The 17,404-nt window shown below is 40.5% G+C and carries 14 protein-coding genes and 1 pseudogene; 7 read left to right on the top strand and 8 right to left on the bottom strand.

Annotated features, from left to right (window positions below; genetic code table 11):
• Position 1 precedes the first annotated feature (1 nt).
• The 3 genes from NSMS1_RS27455 (at position 2) to NSMS1_RS27445 (ending at position 3,089) form a co-directional block, all read left to right on the top strand.
• Positions 2 to 1,291, top strand: coding sequence for a glucose-1-phosphate adenylyltransferase (locus tag NSMS1_RS27455; protein WP_224087806.1), 1,290 nt, complete (start codon positions 2 to 4; stop codon positions 1,289 to 1,291).
• Between the two features lie 101 nt (positions 1,292 to 1,392).
• Entirely contained in the window at positions 1,393 to 1,854 is a 462-nt protein-coding gene (locus NSMS1_RS27450; RefSeq protein WP_224087805.1) for an AAA family ATPase, read from the top strand.
• A gap of 233 nt (positions 1,855 to 2,087) precedes the next feature.
• Positions 2,088 to 3,089 carry a DnaJ C-terminal domain-containing protein gene (locus tag NSMS1_RS27445; protein ID WP_224087804.1) on the top strand — a complete coding sequence of 334 codons (1,002 nt, stop codon included), beginning with the start codon at positions 2,088 to 2,090 and terminating at the stop codon, positions 3,087 to 3,089.
• 182 nt (positions 3,090 to 3,271) lie between these two features.
• Here NSMS1_RS27445 and NSMS1_RS27440 read toward each other — a convergent pair whose 3' ends face one another.
• The 3 genes from NSMS1_RS27440 to NSMS1_RS27430 all read right to left on the bottom strand — a co-directional run bounded on the left by NSMS1_RS27440 (position 3,272) and on the right by NSMS1_RS27430 (position 7,425).
• The gene (locus NSMS1_RS27440) at positions 3,272 to 4,393 is read right to left on the bottom strand and encodes a sensor histidine kinase (protein ID WP_224087803.1); all 1,122 of its coding nucleotides are present in this window, start codon (positions 4,391 to 4,393) and stop codon (positions 3,272 to 3,274) included.
• Positions 4,390 to 5,100, bottom strand: coding sequence for a response regulator transcription factor (locus NSMS1_RS27435; RefSeq protein ID WP_067768029.1), 711 nt, complete (start codon positions 5,098 to 5,100; stop codon positions 4,390 to 4,392). The genes NSMS1_RS27440 and NSMS1_RS27435 overlap by 4 nt, the downstream gene beginning before the upstream one ends.
• Before the next feature lie 558 nt (positions 5,101 to 5,658).
• Positions 5,659 to 7,425, bottom strand: coding sequence for a transposase (locus NSMS1_RS27430; protein ID WP_224087546.1), 1,767 nt, complete (start codon positions 7,423 to 7,425; stop codon positions 5,659 to 5,661).
• Between the two features lie 323 nt (positions 7,426 to 7,748).
• Here NSMS1_RS27430 and NSMS1_RS27425 point away from each other — a divergent pair, with 323 nt between their 5' ends.
• A complete protein-coding gene (locus NSMS1_RS27425; RefSeq protein WP_224087802.1) occupies positions 7,749 to 8,792 on the top strand; it encodes a GNAT family N-acetyltransferase in 1,044 nt (347 codons plus the stop codon).
• Positions 8,793 to 8,856: 64 nt separating this feature from the next.
• On the opposite strand, the gene NSMS1_RS27420 is transcribed toward NSMS1_RS27425, so the two are convergent.
• The 5 genes from NSMS1_RS27420 to NSMS1_RS27400 form a co-directional block, all read right to left on the bottom strand.
• Complete coding sequence (locus tag NSMS1_RS27420) at positions 8,857 to 9,567, bottom strand: NYN domain-containing protein (RefSeq protein WP_224087801.1); 711 nt, start codon at positions 9,565 to 9,567, stop codon at positions 8,857 to 8,859.
• Between the two features lie 762 nt (positions 9,568 to 10,329).
• Positions 10,330 to 12,162 (bottom strand): tetratricopeptide repeat protein, encoded by a 1,833-nt coding sequence (locus tag NSMS1_RS27415; protein ID WP_224087800.1) that lies wholly within the window; start codon positions 12,160 to 12,162, stop codon positions 10,330 to 10,332.
• 63 nt (positions 12,163 to 12,225) lie between these two features.
• A protein-coding gene (locus NSMS1_RS27410) for an IS630 family transposase (RefSeq protein ID WP_411908649.1) occupies positions 12,226 to 13,337 on the bottom strand; the annotation gives its coding sequence in 2 pieces (ribosomal slippage) (positions 12,226 to 12,917 and positions 12,917 to 13,337; 1,113 coding nt in all).
• Between the two features lie 39 nt (positions 13,338 to 13,376).
• Complete coding sequence (locus tag NSMS1_RS27405) at positions 13,377 to 14,624, bottom strand: serine protease (RefSeq protein ID WP_224087798.1); 1,248 nt, start codon at positions 14,622 to 14,624, stop codon at positions 13,377 to 13,379.
• Complete coding sequence (locus tag NSMS1_RS27400) at positions 14,599 to 14,943, bottom strand: CU044_2847 family protein (RefSeq protein WP_224087797.1); 345 nt, start codon at positions 14,941 to 14,943, stop codon at positions 14,599 to 14,601. The genes NSMS1_RS27405 and NSMS1_RS27400 overlap by 26 nt, the downstream gene beginning before the upstream one ends.
• A 70-nt stretch (positions 14,944 to 15,013) precedes the next feature.
• On the opposite strand from NSMS1_RS27400, the gene NSMS1_RS27395 reads away from it, so the two are divergent.
• The 3 genes and pseudogenes from NSMS1_RS27395 to psaB form a co-directional block, all read left to right on the top strand.
• A complete protein-coding gene (locus tag NSMS1_RS27395) occupies positions 15,014 to 15,202 on the top strand; it encodes a hypothetical protein (protein WP_224087796.1) in 189 nt (62 codons plus the stop codon).
• Positions 15,174 to 16,817: a purple acid phosphatase family protein gene (locus NSMS1_RS27390; protein WP_224087795.1), complete on the top strand. Its 1,644-nt coding sequence runs from the start codon at positions 15,174 to 15,176 to the stop codon at positions 16,815 to 16,817. The genes NSMS1_RS27395 and NSMS1_RS27390 overlap by 29 nt, the downstream gene beginning before the upstream one ends.
• A 74-nt stretch (positions 16,818 to 16,891) precedes the next feature.
• Positions 16,892 to 17,314, top strand: a pseudogene (psaB, locus tag NSMS1_RS27385) (photosystem I chlorophyll a apoprotein A2); the annotation flags it as partial.
• Between the last annotated feature and the right edge of the window lie 90 nt (positions 17,315 to 17,404).

Raw genomic sequence — 17,404 nt, 5'->3', positions numbered from 1 at the left:
TGTGAAAAAAGTCTTATCAATTATTCTTGGTGGTGGTGCGGGTACTCGCCTTTACCCACTAACTAAACTCCGTGCTAAACCCGCAGTACCAGTGGCAGGGAAGTACCGTCTAATAGATATCCCTGTTAGTAACTGCATCAACTCGGAAATTTTTAAAATCTATGTTTTAACACAGTTTAACTCAGCTTCTCTCAATCGCCACATTGCCCGTACTTACAACTTCAGTGGCTTCAGTGAGGGGTTTGTAGAAGTGCTGGCCGCCCAGCAAACACCAGAAAACCCTAACTGGTTCCAAGGTACAGCCGATGCTGTACGTCAGTACATATGGATGCTGCAAGAATGGGACATAGATGACGTTTTAATCCTGTCTGGTGATCACCTCTACCGGATGGATTATCGTTTATTTATCCAGCGCCATCGTGAAACTAATGCGGATATTACCCTTTCCGTGATTCCCATTGACGATCGCCGGGCTTCAGATTTTGGTTTAATGAAAATCGATAACTCAGGACGAGTAGTTGATTTCAGTGAAAAACCCAAAGGCGAAGCTTTAACCCAAATGCGTGTAGATACCACCATTTTAGGGTTAACTCCAGAACAGGCGGCCTCACAACCGTATATCGCCTCAATGGGGATTTACGTATTTAAAAAAGATGTTTTGTTCAAACTTCTGAAAGAGGCTGTAGAACGTACAGATTTCGGCAAAGAAATTATTCCAGATGCCGCAAAAGATCATAACGTTCAAGCTTATTTATTTGATGGCTACTGGGAAGATATTGGGACAATCGAAGCTTTTTACCACGCCAATTTAGCTTTAACTCAGCAGCCCTTACCACCCTTTAGCTTCTACGATGAAGAAGCACCAATTTATACCCGCGCTCGTTACTTACCACCGACAAAACTCTTAGATTGCCAAGTCACAGAATCAATTATTGGTGAAGGCTGTATCCTCAAGAATTGTCGTATTCAACACTCAGTATTAGGAGTGCGATCGCGGATTGAAAGCGGCTGCACCATCGAAGAATCCCTACTCATGGGCGCTGACTTCTACCAAGCATCAGTTGAACGTCAAGGCGGCATAGAAAAAGGAGAAATCCCCGTAGGCATCGGCCCAGACACAATCATCCGCCGGGCGATTATAGATAAAAATGCTCGTATCGGTCACGATGTCAAGATTATCAACAAAGATAACGTGCAAGAAGCCGACCGCGAAAGCCAAGGATTTTATATCCGCAGTGGCATTGTTGTAGTCCTCAAAAATGCCGTCATCCCCGATGGAACAATTATTTAGTCATTAGTCATTAGTCATTAGTCATTGGTCATTAAATGTTAACCATCAACTATTGACTTTAGACTAATGACTGTTGACTGTTGACTATTGACTCTGGACTAATGACTAAACTGATGTTGCTAATTGGTCTTCCTGGTAGTGGCAAGTCAACTTTAGCAAAACAATTAATTACAGAATGCCCCCAGATGCAGCTAGTTTCTACAGATGCCATCAGGGGGCAATTATTTGGCTCAGAAGCCATCCAAGGGTCATGGCTGCTAATTTGGCAAGAAATAGAAAGACAATTGCAGCAAAATATTATTGCCGAAAAAACAGTGCTTTTTGATGCCACCAATGCCCAACGCCGAAATCGCCGCGAACTCATCAACCTAGCTCGTAACTTAGGCTTTACCCACATCACAGGGATTTGGGTTAGAACACCAGTCTGGTTGTGCCTAGCACGCAACAAAAAACGCCAGCGTCAAGTCCCCGAAGACGTAATCTTAAGAATGCACCGCCAACTCCGCGATGCACCCCCGACTGTGGGAGAGGGGTTAGATTGCATAGTTGATTATATGGGATAAGGAAGATGAGGGAGAGGGGGGAGACAAGGGAGACAAAGGAGAAATTCTTACTCCCTACTCCCCAAATTAAGTACGGAAATTGCCCCGACCCAATGAGCGGGAACCACACTTGATTTTCTTTATTATTTGTTAATTTAAAATCAGAATAATTATTGCTTGGCAATATACCTAGCAGATTCTCATTTTCACATTTTAGACAAAAACTTAAAGAAATTTCTACAGGAGGCTGGTCGATGGCTGCAACCGACTTCAAAGACTATTACGCGATTTTAGGAGTTAGTAAAACTGCCACTCCAGAGGAAATTAAACAAGCCTTTCGGAAGTTAGCCCGCAAATATCATCCTGATGTCAATCCAGGTAATAAGCAGGCGGAAGCAAGTTTTAAAGAGGTGAACGAAGCTTACGAAGTTTTATCAGATGCCGACAAACGCAAGAAATATGACCAATATGGACAATATTGGCGACAAGTTGGCGAGGGCTTCCCTGGAGGTGGCGTTGGTGTCGATATGGGCGGCGTTGACTTTAGCCAGTACGGTAACTTTGATGAGTTCATAAATGAGTTGCTGGGACGCTTTGGTGGCGGTGCGCCTCGTGGTGGGCGGCAAAGTTACTCTTACCGTACCTCTGGTGGTAGACCAAGCGGCGGTTTTGGGGGTTTTAATGACTTTGGGTTTCAAGATGCCGGAGCGGCTGGCGCTAACCAAGACAGCGAAGCGTCTATCATCCTAACTTTTGCTGAAGCTTTTGCAGGTGTACAAAAGCGCTTTAATTTAGGCAATGAAACTATTGATGTCAGGATTCCGGCTGGTGCGAAACCCGGTACTCGGCTAAGAGTGCGGGGTAAAGGTCAATTTAACCCCATGACTCAACAACGGGGGGATTTATATTTAAGAGTGGAATTACAACCGCACTCATTCTTCCAAATGGAAGGTGATAATTTAGTTTGCGAAGTTCCCATTACCCCAGATGAAGCCGCCTTGGGGGCTTCAATTGATGTACCTACACCCGACGGTTCAGTGAACGTTAAACTACCGGCGGGGGTGCGTTCTGGTCAATCTCTCCGTTTACGGGGTAAAGGCTGGCCTATCGCCAAAGGTGGACGGGGTGATCAGTTGGTGAAGGTGGCTATTGTTCCACCTAAAGATATGAGCCAACAAGAGCGAGAATACTATGAAAAAATCAGGGCTATTCGTAGTTACAATCCCCGGAGTCATTTACAGCAAGTCAAGTTGTAATTTTCAGTTGGCGTGATTGGTAATGGGTAATCGCTCATAGGTGATTGTGTTTTCCCATTACCAACTTCTCAAAGTGGAATATACTGACAATTAAATGTTTCCATAGACTCACCAACCAAATCAGAACCAATATCACATTACGCATCTTTCGTAATTAAGATGCAGTAAGAAAAAATTGCGAATTACGCTAAGGGTAAGGAAAAACGGAATGTACTACCTATACCAAGTTCGCTATCTATTTGAATTTCCCCACCTTGTAATTCTACTAGGTGCTTAGTAATAGTTAATCCAATACCTGTACCTCCAGAATGGCGATCGCGTGATTGATCAGCACGCCAAAAACGCTCAAATAAGTGGGGTAAATCTTCAGTAGCAATGCCAATACCTGTATCAATCACAGCAATCCAGAGTAGGCGATTTTCTGTCCATGTACGAATACTAATTGAACCATTTGGTGTATAACGGATAGCATTACCGATGAGGTTGACGAGGATTTGTTCTGTGCGATCAATATCTGCTAATACAAGGGGAATTTGAGGGGAAAATTCTGCCAGTAATACTGGCCCATCTTCTAATAATTGGTCACTAAATCTCTCAATTAAAGACTCTAATAAAGGATATAAATTTACTGGTTGGATTATAATAGGCAAATAACCAGCTTCCGCTTTAGATAATTCTTGTAAGTCGTTCACTAAACGTTCTAAACGTCTTGTTTCCTTCGCTAACCTGCGATAAATCTCTGGGGATGGCGCAATTTCACCATCTGCGAGTTCTTCTAAATAACCACGCACCACTGTTAGCGGTGTCCGCAGTTCGTGAGTCATATCGCCTATCAATTCCCGCCGCCGTGCTTCCACCCCTTCCAAGCTAGCAGCCATACGGTTAAAACTCGTACCTAAGCGATTGAGTTCAGGAATATCAGACAATGGTAGACGCGCTTCTAAATGACCAGCTGCAAATTGTTGTGTAATTTGTTCCATCTCAGTTAAGCGCTGCATAATTCGTTGAGATACCCAATAACTCAAACCTCCAGCCGCCGTACTACCCACTAAAACAGACCAGATAGTGCTAGTGCGCCAAGCAATTTCAAATCCTTGTACTAAATCAGCACGAATATCATATATATTTACCCCTTCACTTTCTAATTTTTCTAAGTGCAGGACGAAAAAACGGGGTGAAGAAACTTTGCTAATAATAACTAGACTCATCAACCCGACTATCATCACTACTAAGTGAGAAAAAAACAAGCGGGATGCTAAAGGCAAAGATGAGGGCCAGCGCCAACCTTTGTGATTTCTGCTCATACTACAGGCGAATCTTCAAATTTATAACCAACCCCTACTACAGTTTTAATAAAAGTTGGATTAGCAGGGTCAGGTTCAATCTTTTTCCTTAACCTAGCAACATGAGTATCTACAACACGCTCATCACCAAAAAAATTATCTCCCCAGAGTTTGTCAATTAATTGGGTACGGTTCCAAACTCTACCAGGGTTGCTGACAAAGGTACTTAACAAGTTAAATTCTAGCGTGGTTAAGTCTAAAGCTTCCGGTGGCTGGGAATTTACTTGACGACTAGCAGTCCTTTGGTCTAAATCTACTATAAAGTGTTGAGTCCGATTTACCTGAGTCTGTCCACCTTGACGCAGACTCCGCCGCAGTAGCGCTCGTACTCTCGCTACCAACTCTCTAGGACTAAAGGGTTTAACCATGTAGTCATCAGCGCCAGTAGACAAGCCAATTACCCTGTCTATTTCTTCACCTTTAGCCGTGAGCATTAATATATAAGGGTCTTTTGCGCCTGGTTTTTGGCGTATTCTGGCGCAGACTTCCAACCCATCCAATCCAGGAATCATCAAGTCTAGGATAATTAAATCTGGTGATTGTTCCTGAAATATTTTTAAAGCAGTAATACCATCGCGGCTAACGAAACAGGAAAATCCTTCTTTTTCTAAAGAATGTTGGATTAACTGAGCGATTTCTGATTCATCCTCAACAATTAAGATATTCATTTCGATATAAGATACGCAGAGTTATTACTAAGTAGTAGATTTTACTACAGTGATTGGTGGTAGTTATGATAGAAATTAATTTAGCACCTACTTATGTATTTGTAGTGAAGCACATATATATTTTAAGTTTCAAAAGAATCTTTTAAAAGTAGGGTGAACATTACCCACCAAAAGCATAATACACAGATACTAAAATTACAGCAAATTACTTTTAAAACAAGCTCTATAAATAATTATGCTTTTGGGAATACTAGATGAAGGCAGAAATTATAATTTCATGCTTGCCAACAGTCTTCCTAACCATAGTGTAGGTATTGTAAAAAACTATGCAGAATATAAATCTACCCCCCGGCTGTTTAATCCGACAGGCTAAACAAAAAGATATCTTGAAGCTGCTATTCCTTATAACCACATTTTCAGAACAAAATAGAAATTATCAGGTTTGGACAACTTCTCTACTTAAATTTTCTTATATTTGTTTCATTTTAATTATTTTACTCCCTTTGATTGCCTTGTTTAACTATGTTATAACTCACCGTTCGCGTAATAGAATTTGACTTACGAGGAATTATCCACAAGATTGCTATAAATATCAGGTGAAAGCCCAAGTAAACTAATGATTTCCTGCTGTAGAGGGTTTAAAGGAGGAACATAACCAAAACGCTGACCACGGGCTTCAATAATCGTCAAAGTGATATTAGAAAAAGCACGTAACAACCGTTCAGCAGTAGGTTGGGCAGTTCGTTTGTTTGGATGTTCGGGATAAAGTCCAGCAAGAGAGTTGACTGACTGTACAGTCAGTTGTCGTCTGACAACAAACTCAATGATTGTCAGCAAACGGAGGGCGAGACTCAGTAAATTAATCAGACCTGTAACTTGGTCATCACGTTGCACAAACATTGGGGCAATCGAAAGTGACGCACCCTTAAGGCGATGAAAACCACGTTCAGCAATCCATTCGTCTCTATAAGTCAGAACACCTTGTTCGAGAGATAAGTGACTCTTTGGAGCATTGCTGACAAAAGCCCTCCAGCCAAAAGTTTTTTGAGCTTGGGCAATAGCACTTTCATTGCGGATAACGGTCTGGATTTGATACCTAATTTTGTGTGTAATTTGCTTGGGGCGGGATGTGGGACGACCTCGACCAATGTAGGTTTGTTCAACAGTTTCCTGGCACTCATAATCGAAACTCAGTAAGCCTTCGACTCGATGAAGGCGCAGAATTTGTGTTGCTTTTTGTAATAAAACCTGTAGGTCGTTGATTTGTCGTTTACCGCGACCTTTTTGTGGAGTTAACGCCATCAACTTCTGCTGTGCGTTGTGAAGTCGTGTCTCTAATCCTTGAATTTGTTGTTTTGCAAGTGTCTGTGAATGAATCACAAACACCCTTTCTTGCCAGCATAGTAATGGCAATTGTTCATCAACCACCTCGACATGACGACACACCTCATAGCCAGTGGCGATAGTAGTTTCAAGGACATCTAAGTCTTGGCTGGTTTCACTGTTGTGATGAACACTGGTTCGCTTGATATCCACAAGTGGAAATTTACCAGCAACAGCATCATCTATCCAGCCAGCAAGAAGTTCTGGAGTTTTACCAACTAAGGATAATGGGCATAGGTAGTAATCTCCCTGAATATGTATGTTGCAGCGTGTTGATAGTGAACTCATTTTACAGTCACCAACAAACAACAACCCTTTTTTGTTCAACGTGGCAGCAATTTGTTGGTAGGCGGGAATGTACAACCCATCATCTGCTTGTTCTCCAGATACCACCTGGGTGACAAGGGGCATCCCCAATGGGTCAATCATCCCCATCATTAGTTTTACCTGTGGCAGGTTCGGGTCATCCTTGCTGTGTCCAAATTGGAATAAACCTGACTCGCTGATTAAATGGTGTCCACTGATTGTTGTTGCATCTAAACGTACTTGCTCCACCCCTAATTCATAGGCTCGGATGGTGTTTTGCGTGAGAAACCGTTCTATTTGTGACCAAGTTTCGGGCTTGCTTAATCGCTTCAACAGTATTCCTAAACGGTCATCGGTAAAGTCTGTTTCTCTAATTTTGATTGAGCATACTTGCTCTATGGTGTAGCGTCTTTGTTCTACCCATTCTCGAACACGTACTTTTCGGTGGTCGCCCTGTGAGATGATATATGATAACCAAATGCAAGCTACCCATCCCCAATCCAGTCCTTCTTGTTTCCAGTGACGTGGCAGATGTTGGTTGAGGATTTCTGGTAGTCCCATTTTTTTCATCACCTCTAGCAGCAGAACAATATCGTCGATTCGTTCTGAGATTATTTGTTGGGGTAAATGTGCCATTTCTCACACTTACCATTAAACCGTTACACCCTACACAACTTTCTGGCACAAGGGATGCCGACAATGATCTCCTGCTTAGATACTCTCCCTTATTTCATCTATTTCACCAAACTCATCCTCGATTGCGCGAACGGTGAGTTATAAATCAGAAATTACTGGAATATTTAATAAGTTATGCCTCAGCCTCAGATACTTGGCAAGCAAAGCTAGCATTCTTACTATATGGAATTTCAATAGGTTCTAGTAAAAGTATAGGTGAAAACCCTAATGTAATAGGGATAACATTTTTATTATCTATTAATCTTTTCTTATTTTTAATTTTAGTGTTAATAATTATTCGTCTAATTTGTTTAGAGACTTACGTAGTTGAATGTAATCATCGTATTGTTGGTGTTGCTAAATTATTGCGCCGTCCAGGACGGATTATTTTAAGAAATTTATACGTTACTCCAACTTATCGTCATCAAGGTATTGATGCCGCTTTGGTAAATTATACTAAACAGCAATTTTCTAAGCCTATTTATCTAGCTTCTGTGCCAGATTTAGTACCTTATTTTATAAGTCTTGGGTTTATTCGTATTTCTAGCGATCGCCTGCCCTATATTATCACAAGCGATCGTCTCTTTTCATCTCCTACAACTCATGAGTTAGTGCCTATGGTTTTTGATGACCAAGTTGCTCTCTCTCCTAGTGTCTCCAATATAGCAATTACTCTTTTAGATTTCTCAGTGGATAATTGTTTAACCCGTATAGCACAAGCCGAAGATATTAATTTAATACGTTATTTTCTCTTCAAATCACGAAATATAGAATTTGCTCTACCATTTGGTATCAGCTTTTCTATAATAATTACCTGTCTAAATTTATTAATAACTATATTTTCAATATTAATAATAATTTTGCCAATATTTTTTGTAATAACTCAAAAACAATTGTCTTTTAGTCTACTTCATTATTTTAGTTGGCTATTAATTTTCTTACTGGCTATACTAATAGTAGTATATCCTATTAGTGTATTTTTGCTTTCACAAAAATTTTCTCAATTCTGGTTACTACAATATAATCAGGGATTAATTGGTTACGCTAGAATATCACACAAATCAAGATATTCTATTCTATACCATTTATACATCGACAACAGATTCAAACAAGCTTGTGAAGTGTATTTTATACAAAAAATTTTGCAGAGCATCAACAAACCTATTTTAGTAGCTTGTGATTCAAATAATATAAGTATTTACAGACAGTTGGGATTTATCCCCATTCCTATACAAAATTTACCCAAAAAACTAAGGTTGGGAGCAAGAATTAATTTTCAATGGGGTGGAATGAATTTAGTACATCCAAACAATCAAGCTAGTCAATAGCTAACAGTATTCAATACGATTCAGCTAACACTCAGAACCGTATTGAATATTCAACCTTTAAAACCTAAAGGTTAGAATTAGATAGCGTCCGATAGCCATATCCTAGATGAGAATCCTTTTGGATATATTGTTTAATGCTATCGAGGTCAATAAAACAGTCAGCAACATCAATTAAGCAGTCGTTAGTCATAGTTCGTAGACTGACCACTTCTACACGAACACCTGTGCTGGTAACTGCATTAACTGCATATGCTAAATCTCCATCACCACTAACTAAGACAGCTGTGTCGAAGTAAGGCGCTAGGGTAATCATATCTACCGCAATTTCTACGTTCAAATTGGGTTTTTTGGTGTTATCTGTAGGTTGGAGTTCTTTGGTAACAACACGATATCCATTACGACGCATCCAAAACAGAAAACCCTGCTGTTTTTCATTGCTGCGTTGGCGTGTAGGAGTTGGTCGAGACATATCAACCCCTGTGTAGAAAAATGCTCGTAATAACCTTGAACCCGCAGTTAAGCGACAAAGTAATTTGAGATAATCAATTTCAATACCGAGTTGCAAAGCGGCATTAAATAGATTACCTCCATCAATAAAAATAGCGACTCGACCACGATTTGAGTCATTGGTAATAGATACATCATTTCTAGGTTCTCGCTGCCTAGAAACTTCATTTTTACTACCATTTTTTATTTGTATTTTTGCCGATAAATTCGGTTCTTCCGCTTGGTACTGATATGAATTTTTTCCTTTCGTATAACTAGGGTTGATCATTGATTCCTCTTGATTTTAAATTTGGCGAAGCGTTTGAGGCAATAGACCATCTGTGCTGATAAATCAGCAAAACAATAAATGATATTTAGTCACTTGAACTACACTTAAATCGGTTTAACTGTGTAAAGTCCAAAGTTGAAAGACGCAGAGTATTGAACTCTTTTCAGGACAAAGTTTTACGAGATATCCCCTCATTCCAGATATAAGCTGCTCATTTCCTACCACTACGGCATATTAAAGCCATACAGTGCAGCTAATTGGACGGGCGAATAGTTTGCAGCCACGGTCAACCAAGGCATTAGCCATTGGTATCTCCTCTTATTGTACCTCTCTCTTGAAAAATGCTTACATTAAGGTAATCTTTACATATTTATGTAGATTTATTAGTAATTTTAAGTTACACATAATGTAAGCTAGTAGAGTAGTAGTTGCTACATACATTTAAGATTATTGTAACTTTTAATGATAATTTTATGATTTAAAAGTTAGGCGATCGCCTAGATTCATCCAACACCAGTAGTCTAATATTTGTGCTGCTAATTACTAATCAACTTAACTTTGTTTGCTCCTCCAGAGAGAGGATTAATCTTTGTCCAAAGAAATAAATTTATATACAGACTAGTCCACAATTAGATGTCTTTGCTAACCTCCTCTGCGGTGCAAAACCCAGAGGTTATTTTTATGATAATTTCTGTATTTAGAATGAATTAAGACGTTATTGTGTTGTTAGCTAACTATCTATATTGATTAACACCATAAATGTTAGAACTTCTGCTCTAAAGCTTGCAAAACTTCACCCGCATCAACGCGACCCCAATGATAGCCCATTTCTTCACTCATCAAGAGAGCTTTTTCTGCCTCTGCTTTTGCTGCTAGGTAATTGTTGTTTGCTAAGTGCATCCAGGCCAAGGCGATGCGGATATCTGCTTCGTAGATGCGATAACCACTAGCACAGGCATAATTCAGCGCCTCTTCTAAATCACTACGCGCCGCCACAACTTCACCCCGTCGCGCCGCCCAACGCCCCCGCGCTAGTAGTGCTTCAATCAGGACATCTCGTACAGAAATGCTACGAGCAATTTTGAGGGCTTCGTTATAATTTTCAAGAGCTTGGTCATGTTGCTCTCTATCTGCATCTAGCTCGCCTAGCAAACGATAAGACATACTTATGCTAGCAAGCCAGCTATTGTTCAGGCAAATCTTGAGGTTTACTTCTGTTACTTGTCTTGCATACCCTCCACTTCCCACTCTCCTCAAATAATCAGCGTGCTGAATACCAGCCAATCTAGATAAATAAGCTTCAGAGTACATTTCCTTGTTCAATGCCTCTGCTTTTTGAAAGGTTGCACTTGCTATCTCGTTATCACCCTGCAAGTAAGTAGCCCATGCGATATTGACCAATGAATTTAGCTTATCTAAATCACTTTTAGCCTGATAAGCGAAACTTAATGCTTTTCTGGCTGAATCAACACTGGCTGCAAGCTTGCCTACAAAAATGTATAGTTCTGTTAAATTTCCTAAGTATACACTGGCATTTTCCCAGTTTTCGATTTTTATTGAAATAGAAATGCTTTGTTCAAAAAATGATACAGCTTCAGCCAAACGCCCTAAATTCATTAAACAAAGCCCAACATGATTTAATATCCAACCTTTGCGCGCAAGATCACTGACTTGTGGCTCTTGGGAGGTATCGCCATTAGGAAAAAATTCTACCACCAAAGCTAGGCTGACATCCCAGGCATTCAGTTTATTAGTAAGCACACGGCTTGCACCCTGTAAAACACGTTCCCAAAAAACATCGTATGCTCTTTCATAACTCCCTGCACAACAAAGGTGATACACTGCCTCAATGGGGAAAGCCAAGTTTTCTATAGTTGGGCGTTCTGGTATCGGCCCAGCAATTCTTAAATAGTAATCTGCAATGCGTTGATGAATTTCCTTCGCTTTGTGGGGTAATTCTTTCAGCCGCTTAAAATAGTGGGCGCTAATAAGCGGGTGCATTGTGTAGTAATTTGCCTCTGGATAATAGCGTAAGATGCGGTAATTTACTAATCGTCGGATCATGGCATCAAAAGTACGACTACGTAAGTCAGCTAATGGTGCATTAAGCTGTCTTTTGAGTCTAGCTGCTACCCTGCGTTGGCTGGGCAATAAACGATCAATTAGCCACTGATACAAACGTTGGAATTTGCGAAATAAAATATCTAGGAAGTCGCTTGTATGATGTGTTTGGCGCGGTAGTTGTCCGGGGAGTACACCTTGAAAAATTGAGGTAAACAGCGATGGGGGAACACCTAACCGAAACGCACTAAATGTAGTTAAAAACTCTTTTTCCGCTTGTGTTAAATGCTCATCGTAACGACGCAGGACTCGCTGTACTCTCTCATAACGAGGTTCATTGACTGTAGGTGGCTTAATTTCGCGGATGTATTTGACATTTCCATCATGCACATCCACTAAATAAGCTCCTAGCAAACTAAGAACCAAAGCATAACCGTCCCAATTTGCCACAACTTTATCTAACTCGATATCAGAGCCTTTCACACCTACTTTTCGCAGTAAAGCTCTCCCCTCTTGTGAACTTAGGCGCTCCACATCTCGATGGGTGTAGGTGGTAAAGTCAATTAAGTCTACTAGTAGTCTGCCAAGACAACTTTGCTAGGTTAGAGTTGGATATAAACGCTGCATTTTTCGGCGAGCATCTTTGGTTTGGAAACCCCAATAGACACTGGCTTTTTGCTGATTACGTTGTTTCTCCCAAGCGGCAATCTCAGAAGTTAATGTTTCTGCATTAGGAATACGCCGTTCTAAACATTGGCGGGATAAAACAGATAATTCAATTTCTACTTGATTCAACCAAGAAGCGTGCTTAGGAGTATAGTGAAACTCTAATTTTTGAATAATTCGACGTGCTTCTTCTGGTGGAAAAACTTCATATAATGCGCTGGGAGTATGAATATTCAGGTTATCAACTACCAAACGAATAACATCAGCATCTTGGTAGCAAACATCTACTAAATTTTTCATCTGTTTAGCAAAATCGACTTTAGTTCGACGTTCTGTAACTTCGATATGCCGCCAACCTGCCAAGGGTTGAAAACACGCAAATAAATTTACTGTCCCGTTACGTTTATACTCGAAATCATAACGTTCAGGCTGCTCCGGCTCTGGTGGCAAAGGAAGTCTTACTTCTTCTACTAGTTGGTAGGGACGTTCATCAAAGCAGACTACAGGACGTTTAGGATCATAAGGCTCATTGTATAAATCCAACACATCTTCCATTCGGAAAACATATTCTGCGTTAACTTCAGGAATGCACCACTGTTGTTTTAACCACGGTTTGATTTCATTTTTTTTAAAGTTTGACGCACTGTTTCGTCCGAAATTGAATCTATGATACCAACGTTCACTAAATGATCCGCTAATAATTGCATTGTCCAACGTACTCTTCCAACTGGTGGATTGGAACAAGCAGTGGCAATTAAAAATGCTTCTTGTTTTTCATCTAACTTTTTAGGTTTTGGTGGATGAACTTCATCCTTTAAAGCAAAATCTAACCCCCCAATGACAAATTTTTCTCGTATTCGTTGCACTGTTGCAACATGCGCTCTAACTATGCTAGCGATCGCTTGATCCGTTTCTCCTTCAGAAGCCATTAGAAGAATGTTTGCACGGGTTATGGTTCTTGCTTTGTGTTTACCTTTTTTAATTATTGCTTGTAGCTGAGAAACTTCCTCTTCATTCAAGTCAACAATGTACTTTTTCGCCATGTTACACCCCGTTTTTGGCTATTTTACCAATTAGAGGTTTTACTTAGCAAAGTTACCTTGGCAGACTACTAGTGGCGCACGACTGCTAATTAAACAAAATGACTTATGTTCTCCAGCAGCAAATTCTCGTAAAAAATCCCGTAAGTCTAGACTAGTTAACTCGCCGTAATCATCTCCCTCTTGCTGTTGCAGTACTTCTAACCCATCCAATATAAATAGATAGCGTCCGCTTTTTAGCATTCCATGAATGAAGTTGACTTTTTCTGCCCAATTCAACTGATAAGGATCAATCCCTGGAACTAAAAATTTTAGTGCAGTTTCCAAAAACTCAAGCACATTATTCTTTTCATAAAAACCCCACCAAAATACGCCACTAGGTTGAGGTAAAGATGAATCTTGCAGCAAATTTTCTAGCCAGCGACGGGTGAGGGAACTTTTACCTTCCCCTCCAAAACCGATAAGTCCCACAATTGAGCAGTTGGGATCAACCCAGTCCTGATTGAGTATTTTGAGAAAATCTACTCTACCTACCCATTCTTCTAGAGGTGCTGGTGCATTATTCAGGTTCAGGACTATCCCCGGTTGAGACACTGGTAGTTCTCCTGTAGGGTTTGAGTTGATTGTAGGCTGGGGTGTAGGTGCTGCATCTGCTAATTGTAAACACATGGGGTCAAAAGTCAGGACTCGACAATCAACGGCAAAACTGGTGTCCCGGTCTTTTTCACTTCCCCCAGAGTCCCAAGTTTCGGCAATTACACCCACTACTAAGTTACGCTCGATATCTAGAACGGCGGAACCACTCATCCCACTATCGATATGCTGGCTACTCAACATTACAGGATCGCCATGCAAAATGCGATCGCCTGGTGACTCGGCAAAGTCTACTATCTTACCTTCCGCCGGGAGTCCTTGGTAATTTTGCAATCGTCGATAACCAAAGCTCTTGAATTTATGACCAGGAGAACTTTCAGCTATCCCCAGAATAGCTGGTTCTATCCCATCCGGTAATGTAATCGTATCCAGTTGCAGCACAACCACATCATCATCATGTTCTAAAAAACAGGCTGTAACTGTAGCTGTGTGTGCTTTCTGTTCCTGCTTTCTCGCTTTCGGAAAGTAGACATTAACTTCTACTCCCTCAGCAACTTGTCCGCCTGCATCCCGTATCACATGACAACAGGTAACAATCTCTCCTGTATGGGAAACCACAAAACCTGTGCCAACAATTACATTATCAGCGTTACGAACTTGTACAGTAAAGTTACGCAGATTTTGAATCTGACTCATTATTGGAATCTTTGCGCTCCCAGAGTAACTTTACCTTGAGGCTGGCTTCTCCCGCAGTTTTGGCAATTATCGCTCCTGCTTCGGTATTTAACTTGATACCAAATTCTAATTCCACTTCCGAGGGCTTGTTAGATAATGTATCGATTGTCTCCATCGTCTTTTTTGCCATTTGTCGGATAGTTAGCATGGCTTTATCCAATGCTTTCGCCGATTCTTTAGCAATATCTGCTGGAGTTAAGCTAACACCTCTCATCCCCGCACTAGGGCCGAACTCTACAATAATTACGGGTTCGTCAATTAGCGAATCTTTTTTATCCATTATGTAATATTTTTTACTATATTTTGAGAAATCATAGCAGAGGATACCAGGATTTTCAAGACTGGTATGGATGAGATTATATGAGGATGTGCGATCGCCACCAGATAAAATAAATGAGCAAGTTTCACTAACTGCGGAGTTATGGTTCCAACCAAAAACCTTTAGCTATATATGTCATTCTGTTTTCTCTATGCCGTACTATAAATGTGCGTTCATTTGGGCAAACAACGATGACATCAGTACCCCAACTGCTGACTGACCCATTTTTGCAGCTACCAACCCAAAACTCTGTCCGAGTAGTTTGGTTTACTGAATTTGCTGGTACTAAACATAGTGTTATCTTCGGTGAAGATTTACAGCACACCGTCTATGCAGGTACTACTAAACTTAGTCGTACAAGAGAAGACCAATATTCTAGGGTGGGAAATCAAACCCAAAATGGACAAGTTTATCAACAGCCAGTACAACGTGATATTTGGCGACATGAAGCAGAGGTAACGGGATTAACTCCTGGGGTGCGAGTTAATTATCGGGTGATGAGTGTGCGCGAAGATGGCGTGAGTGCTAGTAGCAGGATTTTTACCCTTGCACCTACTCCCAAACCAGAGACACCGCTAAAAATTCTTCTAACTTCAGACCATCAACTCAAACCTATGACCACCGCAAATCTGCAAAAGGTAGTGGAAACGGTGGGGAGAGTAGATGCAGTTTGGTTTGCTGGTGATTTAGCCAATGTTAGCGATCGCGCCTCGGAATGGTTTGATGATAATCGGGGTGGTGCATTTTTTCCAGGGTTACAAGGTCGCGCTAACTACCAAATGGAACATAATGGTGTAAAGGTGAGATATACAGGTGGTGAAATTATTCAACATGCACCAATGTTTACCTGTATTGGTAATCATGAAGTGATGGGAAGGTTCGCTAGAACGAGAAGTTTAGATGATGAATTTAATGATACTTTTCCCCGTGATATTGCTCAAAAATTATATAGTAGTGAATCATTAATAGACAACTCTTTTAATACAATTACTTACGAAGAAATTTTTACATTACCCCAAAGCCAAGCCGGGGGAAAGAAATATTATACAGTAAGTTTTGGTGATGTCAGGTTGGTGGTATTGTACATTACAAATATGTGGCGTAGACCCAACATATCTAATGAATATCAAGGCAGATATCAAGAAGCAGCAAAAGACTTAAATGATCCTGAAAATTGGGGTTATGGTCAGTTAATTTATGAACCAATTACTAAAGGTAGTACACAGTACAATTGGTTAGAAAAAGAACTTAATAGCCCTGAGTTTCAACAAGCTAAATATAAGGTTGTCATGTTTCATCACCCGCCTCATACTTTGGGTGATAATATTGTTCCTGCTTACACAGACCCTATACAAATAATTGAACGTGATGATGTAGGCAATATTCAAGCCGTGCGTTACGAATACCCCAAAGATGCAGACTATATTATTCGTGATGTCATACCTCTATTAGAAGCTGCGAAAGTACAACTTGTATTTTATGGTCATTCCCATCTATGGAATCGTTTTGTTAGTTCTAGTGGAATGCACTTTCTTGAAACATCTAACGTTGGTAATTCCTATGGCGCTGCTTGGGGTGAGAGAAAGCGAGAAGTACCAACAAGCTATCAAGAAGAATATATCGCCCTTGGCGACCCCAATGGCTTAGAACCAGTTGTACCCACAATTCACTCTATGTTAGGGGAAGATGGCAAGCCATTACCCTATATTACTAGTAACGATATTACAGTTTTTAGTATTTTTGACACAAGTAATGGTACAGTTAGCAGCTATTTATTTGACACTCGGAAACCAAATTCTGATGTCATTAAGTTTGATGAATTTAAGTTGCAATAATTATTAAACGGCAAGATATTTTATCAGTTAAACTCTATACCTATATCAAAAACCAATTCTCCGACCGAACTTAGTGGTTGACTGATATGGCGCATCACCATTTGGAGATCGCAGTCATATTCATTATCGCTGGACACCAGTATCGGACTAACTTTAGTATCGGTCACAGCATTAAAGAAATGCTGAATGCTAAGAACTTCTTTGGTGTTCGTACCGAAGGTCAATTCAACCTGCCCCACCAAGGTCTATACGATACATACAACAACTCTCTACACTTCCAATTAAGTATTCACCTAGCTGCTTTAGGAACGCCTGCTTCTCTAGTAGCACAGCATATGTACTCTTTAGTACCTTATGCGTTCATGGGTAAAGACTACACAACCCAAGCAGCACTGTACACCCACTACCAATACATCGCCAGCTTCTTGATGATTGGTGCATTCGCCCACGCCGCGATTTTCTGGGTACGAGATTACGATCCAGACCAAAACGCCGGGAAATTTGGATAAATGCCAGTTGTTAATAGTTAGGGTTTTAGATATGTAAAAACCTCCCACACCGCGACAAGGTAAGTCTTAAATCAAATC

The sequence above is a fragment of the Nostoc sp. MS1 genome, assembly GCF_019976755.1.
Classification (GTDB): domain Bacteria; phylum Cyanobacteriota; class Cyanobacteriia; order Cyanobacteriales; family Nostocaceae; genus Trichormus.
The sequence above is the reverse complement of the archived record's forward strand: the minus strand, read 5'-3'. Positions and strand labels throughout refer to the sequence as shown.

Bases quoted from the DNA above. Each gene is read 5' to 3' on its own strand.
- NSMS1_RS27405 (WP_224087798.1), bottom strand. From the start codon at position 14,624: ATGAGTCAGATTCAAAATCTGCGTAACTTTACTGTACAAGTTCGTAAC.
- NSMS1_RS27445 (WP_224087804.1), top strand. From the start codon at position 2,088: ATGGCTGCAACCGACTTCAAAGACTATTACGCGATTTTAGGAGTTAGT.
- NSMS1_RS27440 (WP_224087803.1), bottom strand. From the start codon at position 4,393: ATGAGCAGAAATCACAAAGGTTGGCGCTGGCCCTCATCTTTGCCTTTA.
- NSMS1_RS27430 (WP_224087546.1), bottom strand. From the start codon at position 7,425: ATGGCACATTTACCCCAACAAATAATCTCAGAACGAATCGACGATATT.
- NSMS1_RS27400 (WP_224087797.1), bottom strand. From the start codon at position 14,943: ATGGATAAAAAAGATTCGCTAATTGACGAACCCGTAATTATTGTAGAG.
- NSMS1_RS27450 (WP_224087805.1), top strand. From the start codon at position 1,393: ATGACTAAACTGATGTTGCTAATTGGTCTTCCTGGTAGTGGCAAGTCA.
- NSMS1_RS27420 (WP_224087801.1), bottom strand. From the start codon at position 9,567: ATGATCAACCCTAGTTATACGAAAGGAAAAAATTCATATCAGTACCAA.
- NSMS1_RS27390 (WP_224087795.1), top strand. From the start codon at position 15,174: ATGACATCAGTACCCCAACTGCTGACTGACCCATTTTTGCAGCTACCA.
- NSMS1_RS27435 (WP_067768029.1), bottom strand. From the start codon at position 5,100: ATGAATATCTTAATTGTTGAGGATGAATCAGAAATCGCTCAGTTAATC.
- NSMS1_RS27395 (WP_224087796.1), top strand. From the start codon at position 15,014: ATGAGATTATATGAGGATGTGCGATCGCCACCAGATAAAATAAATGAG.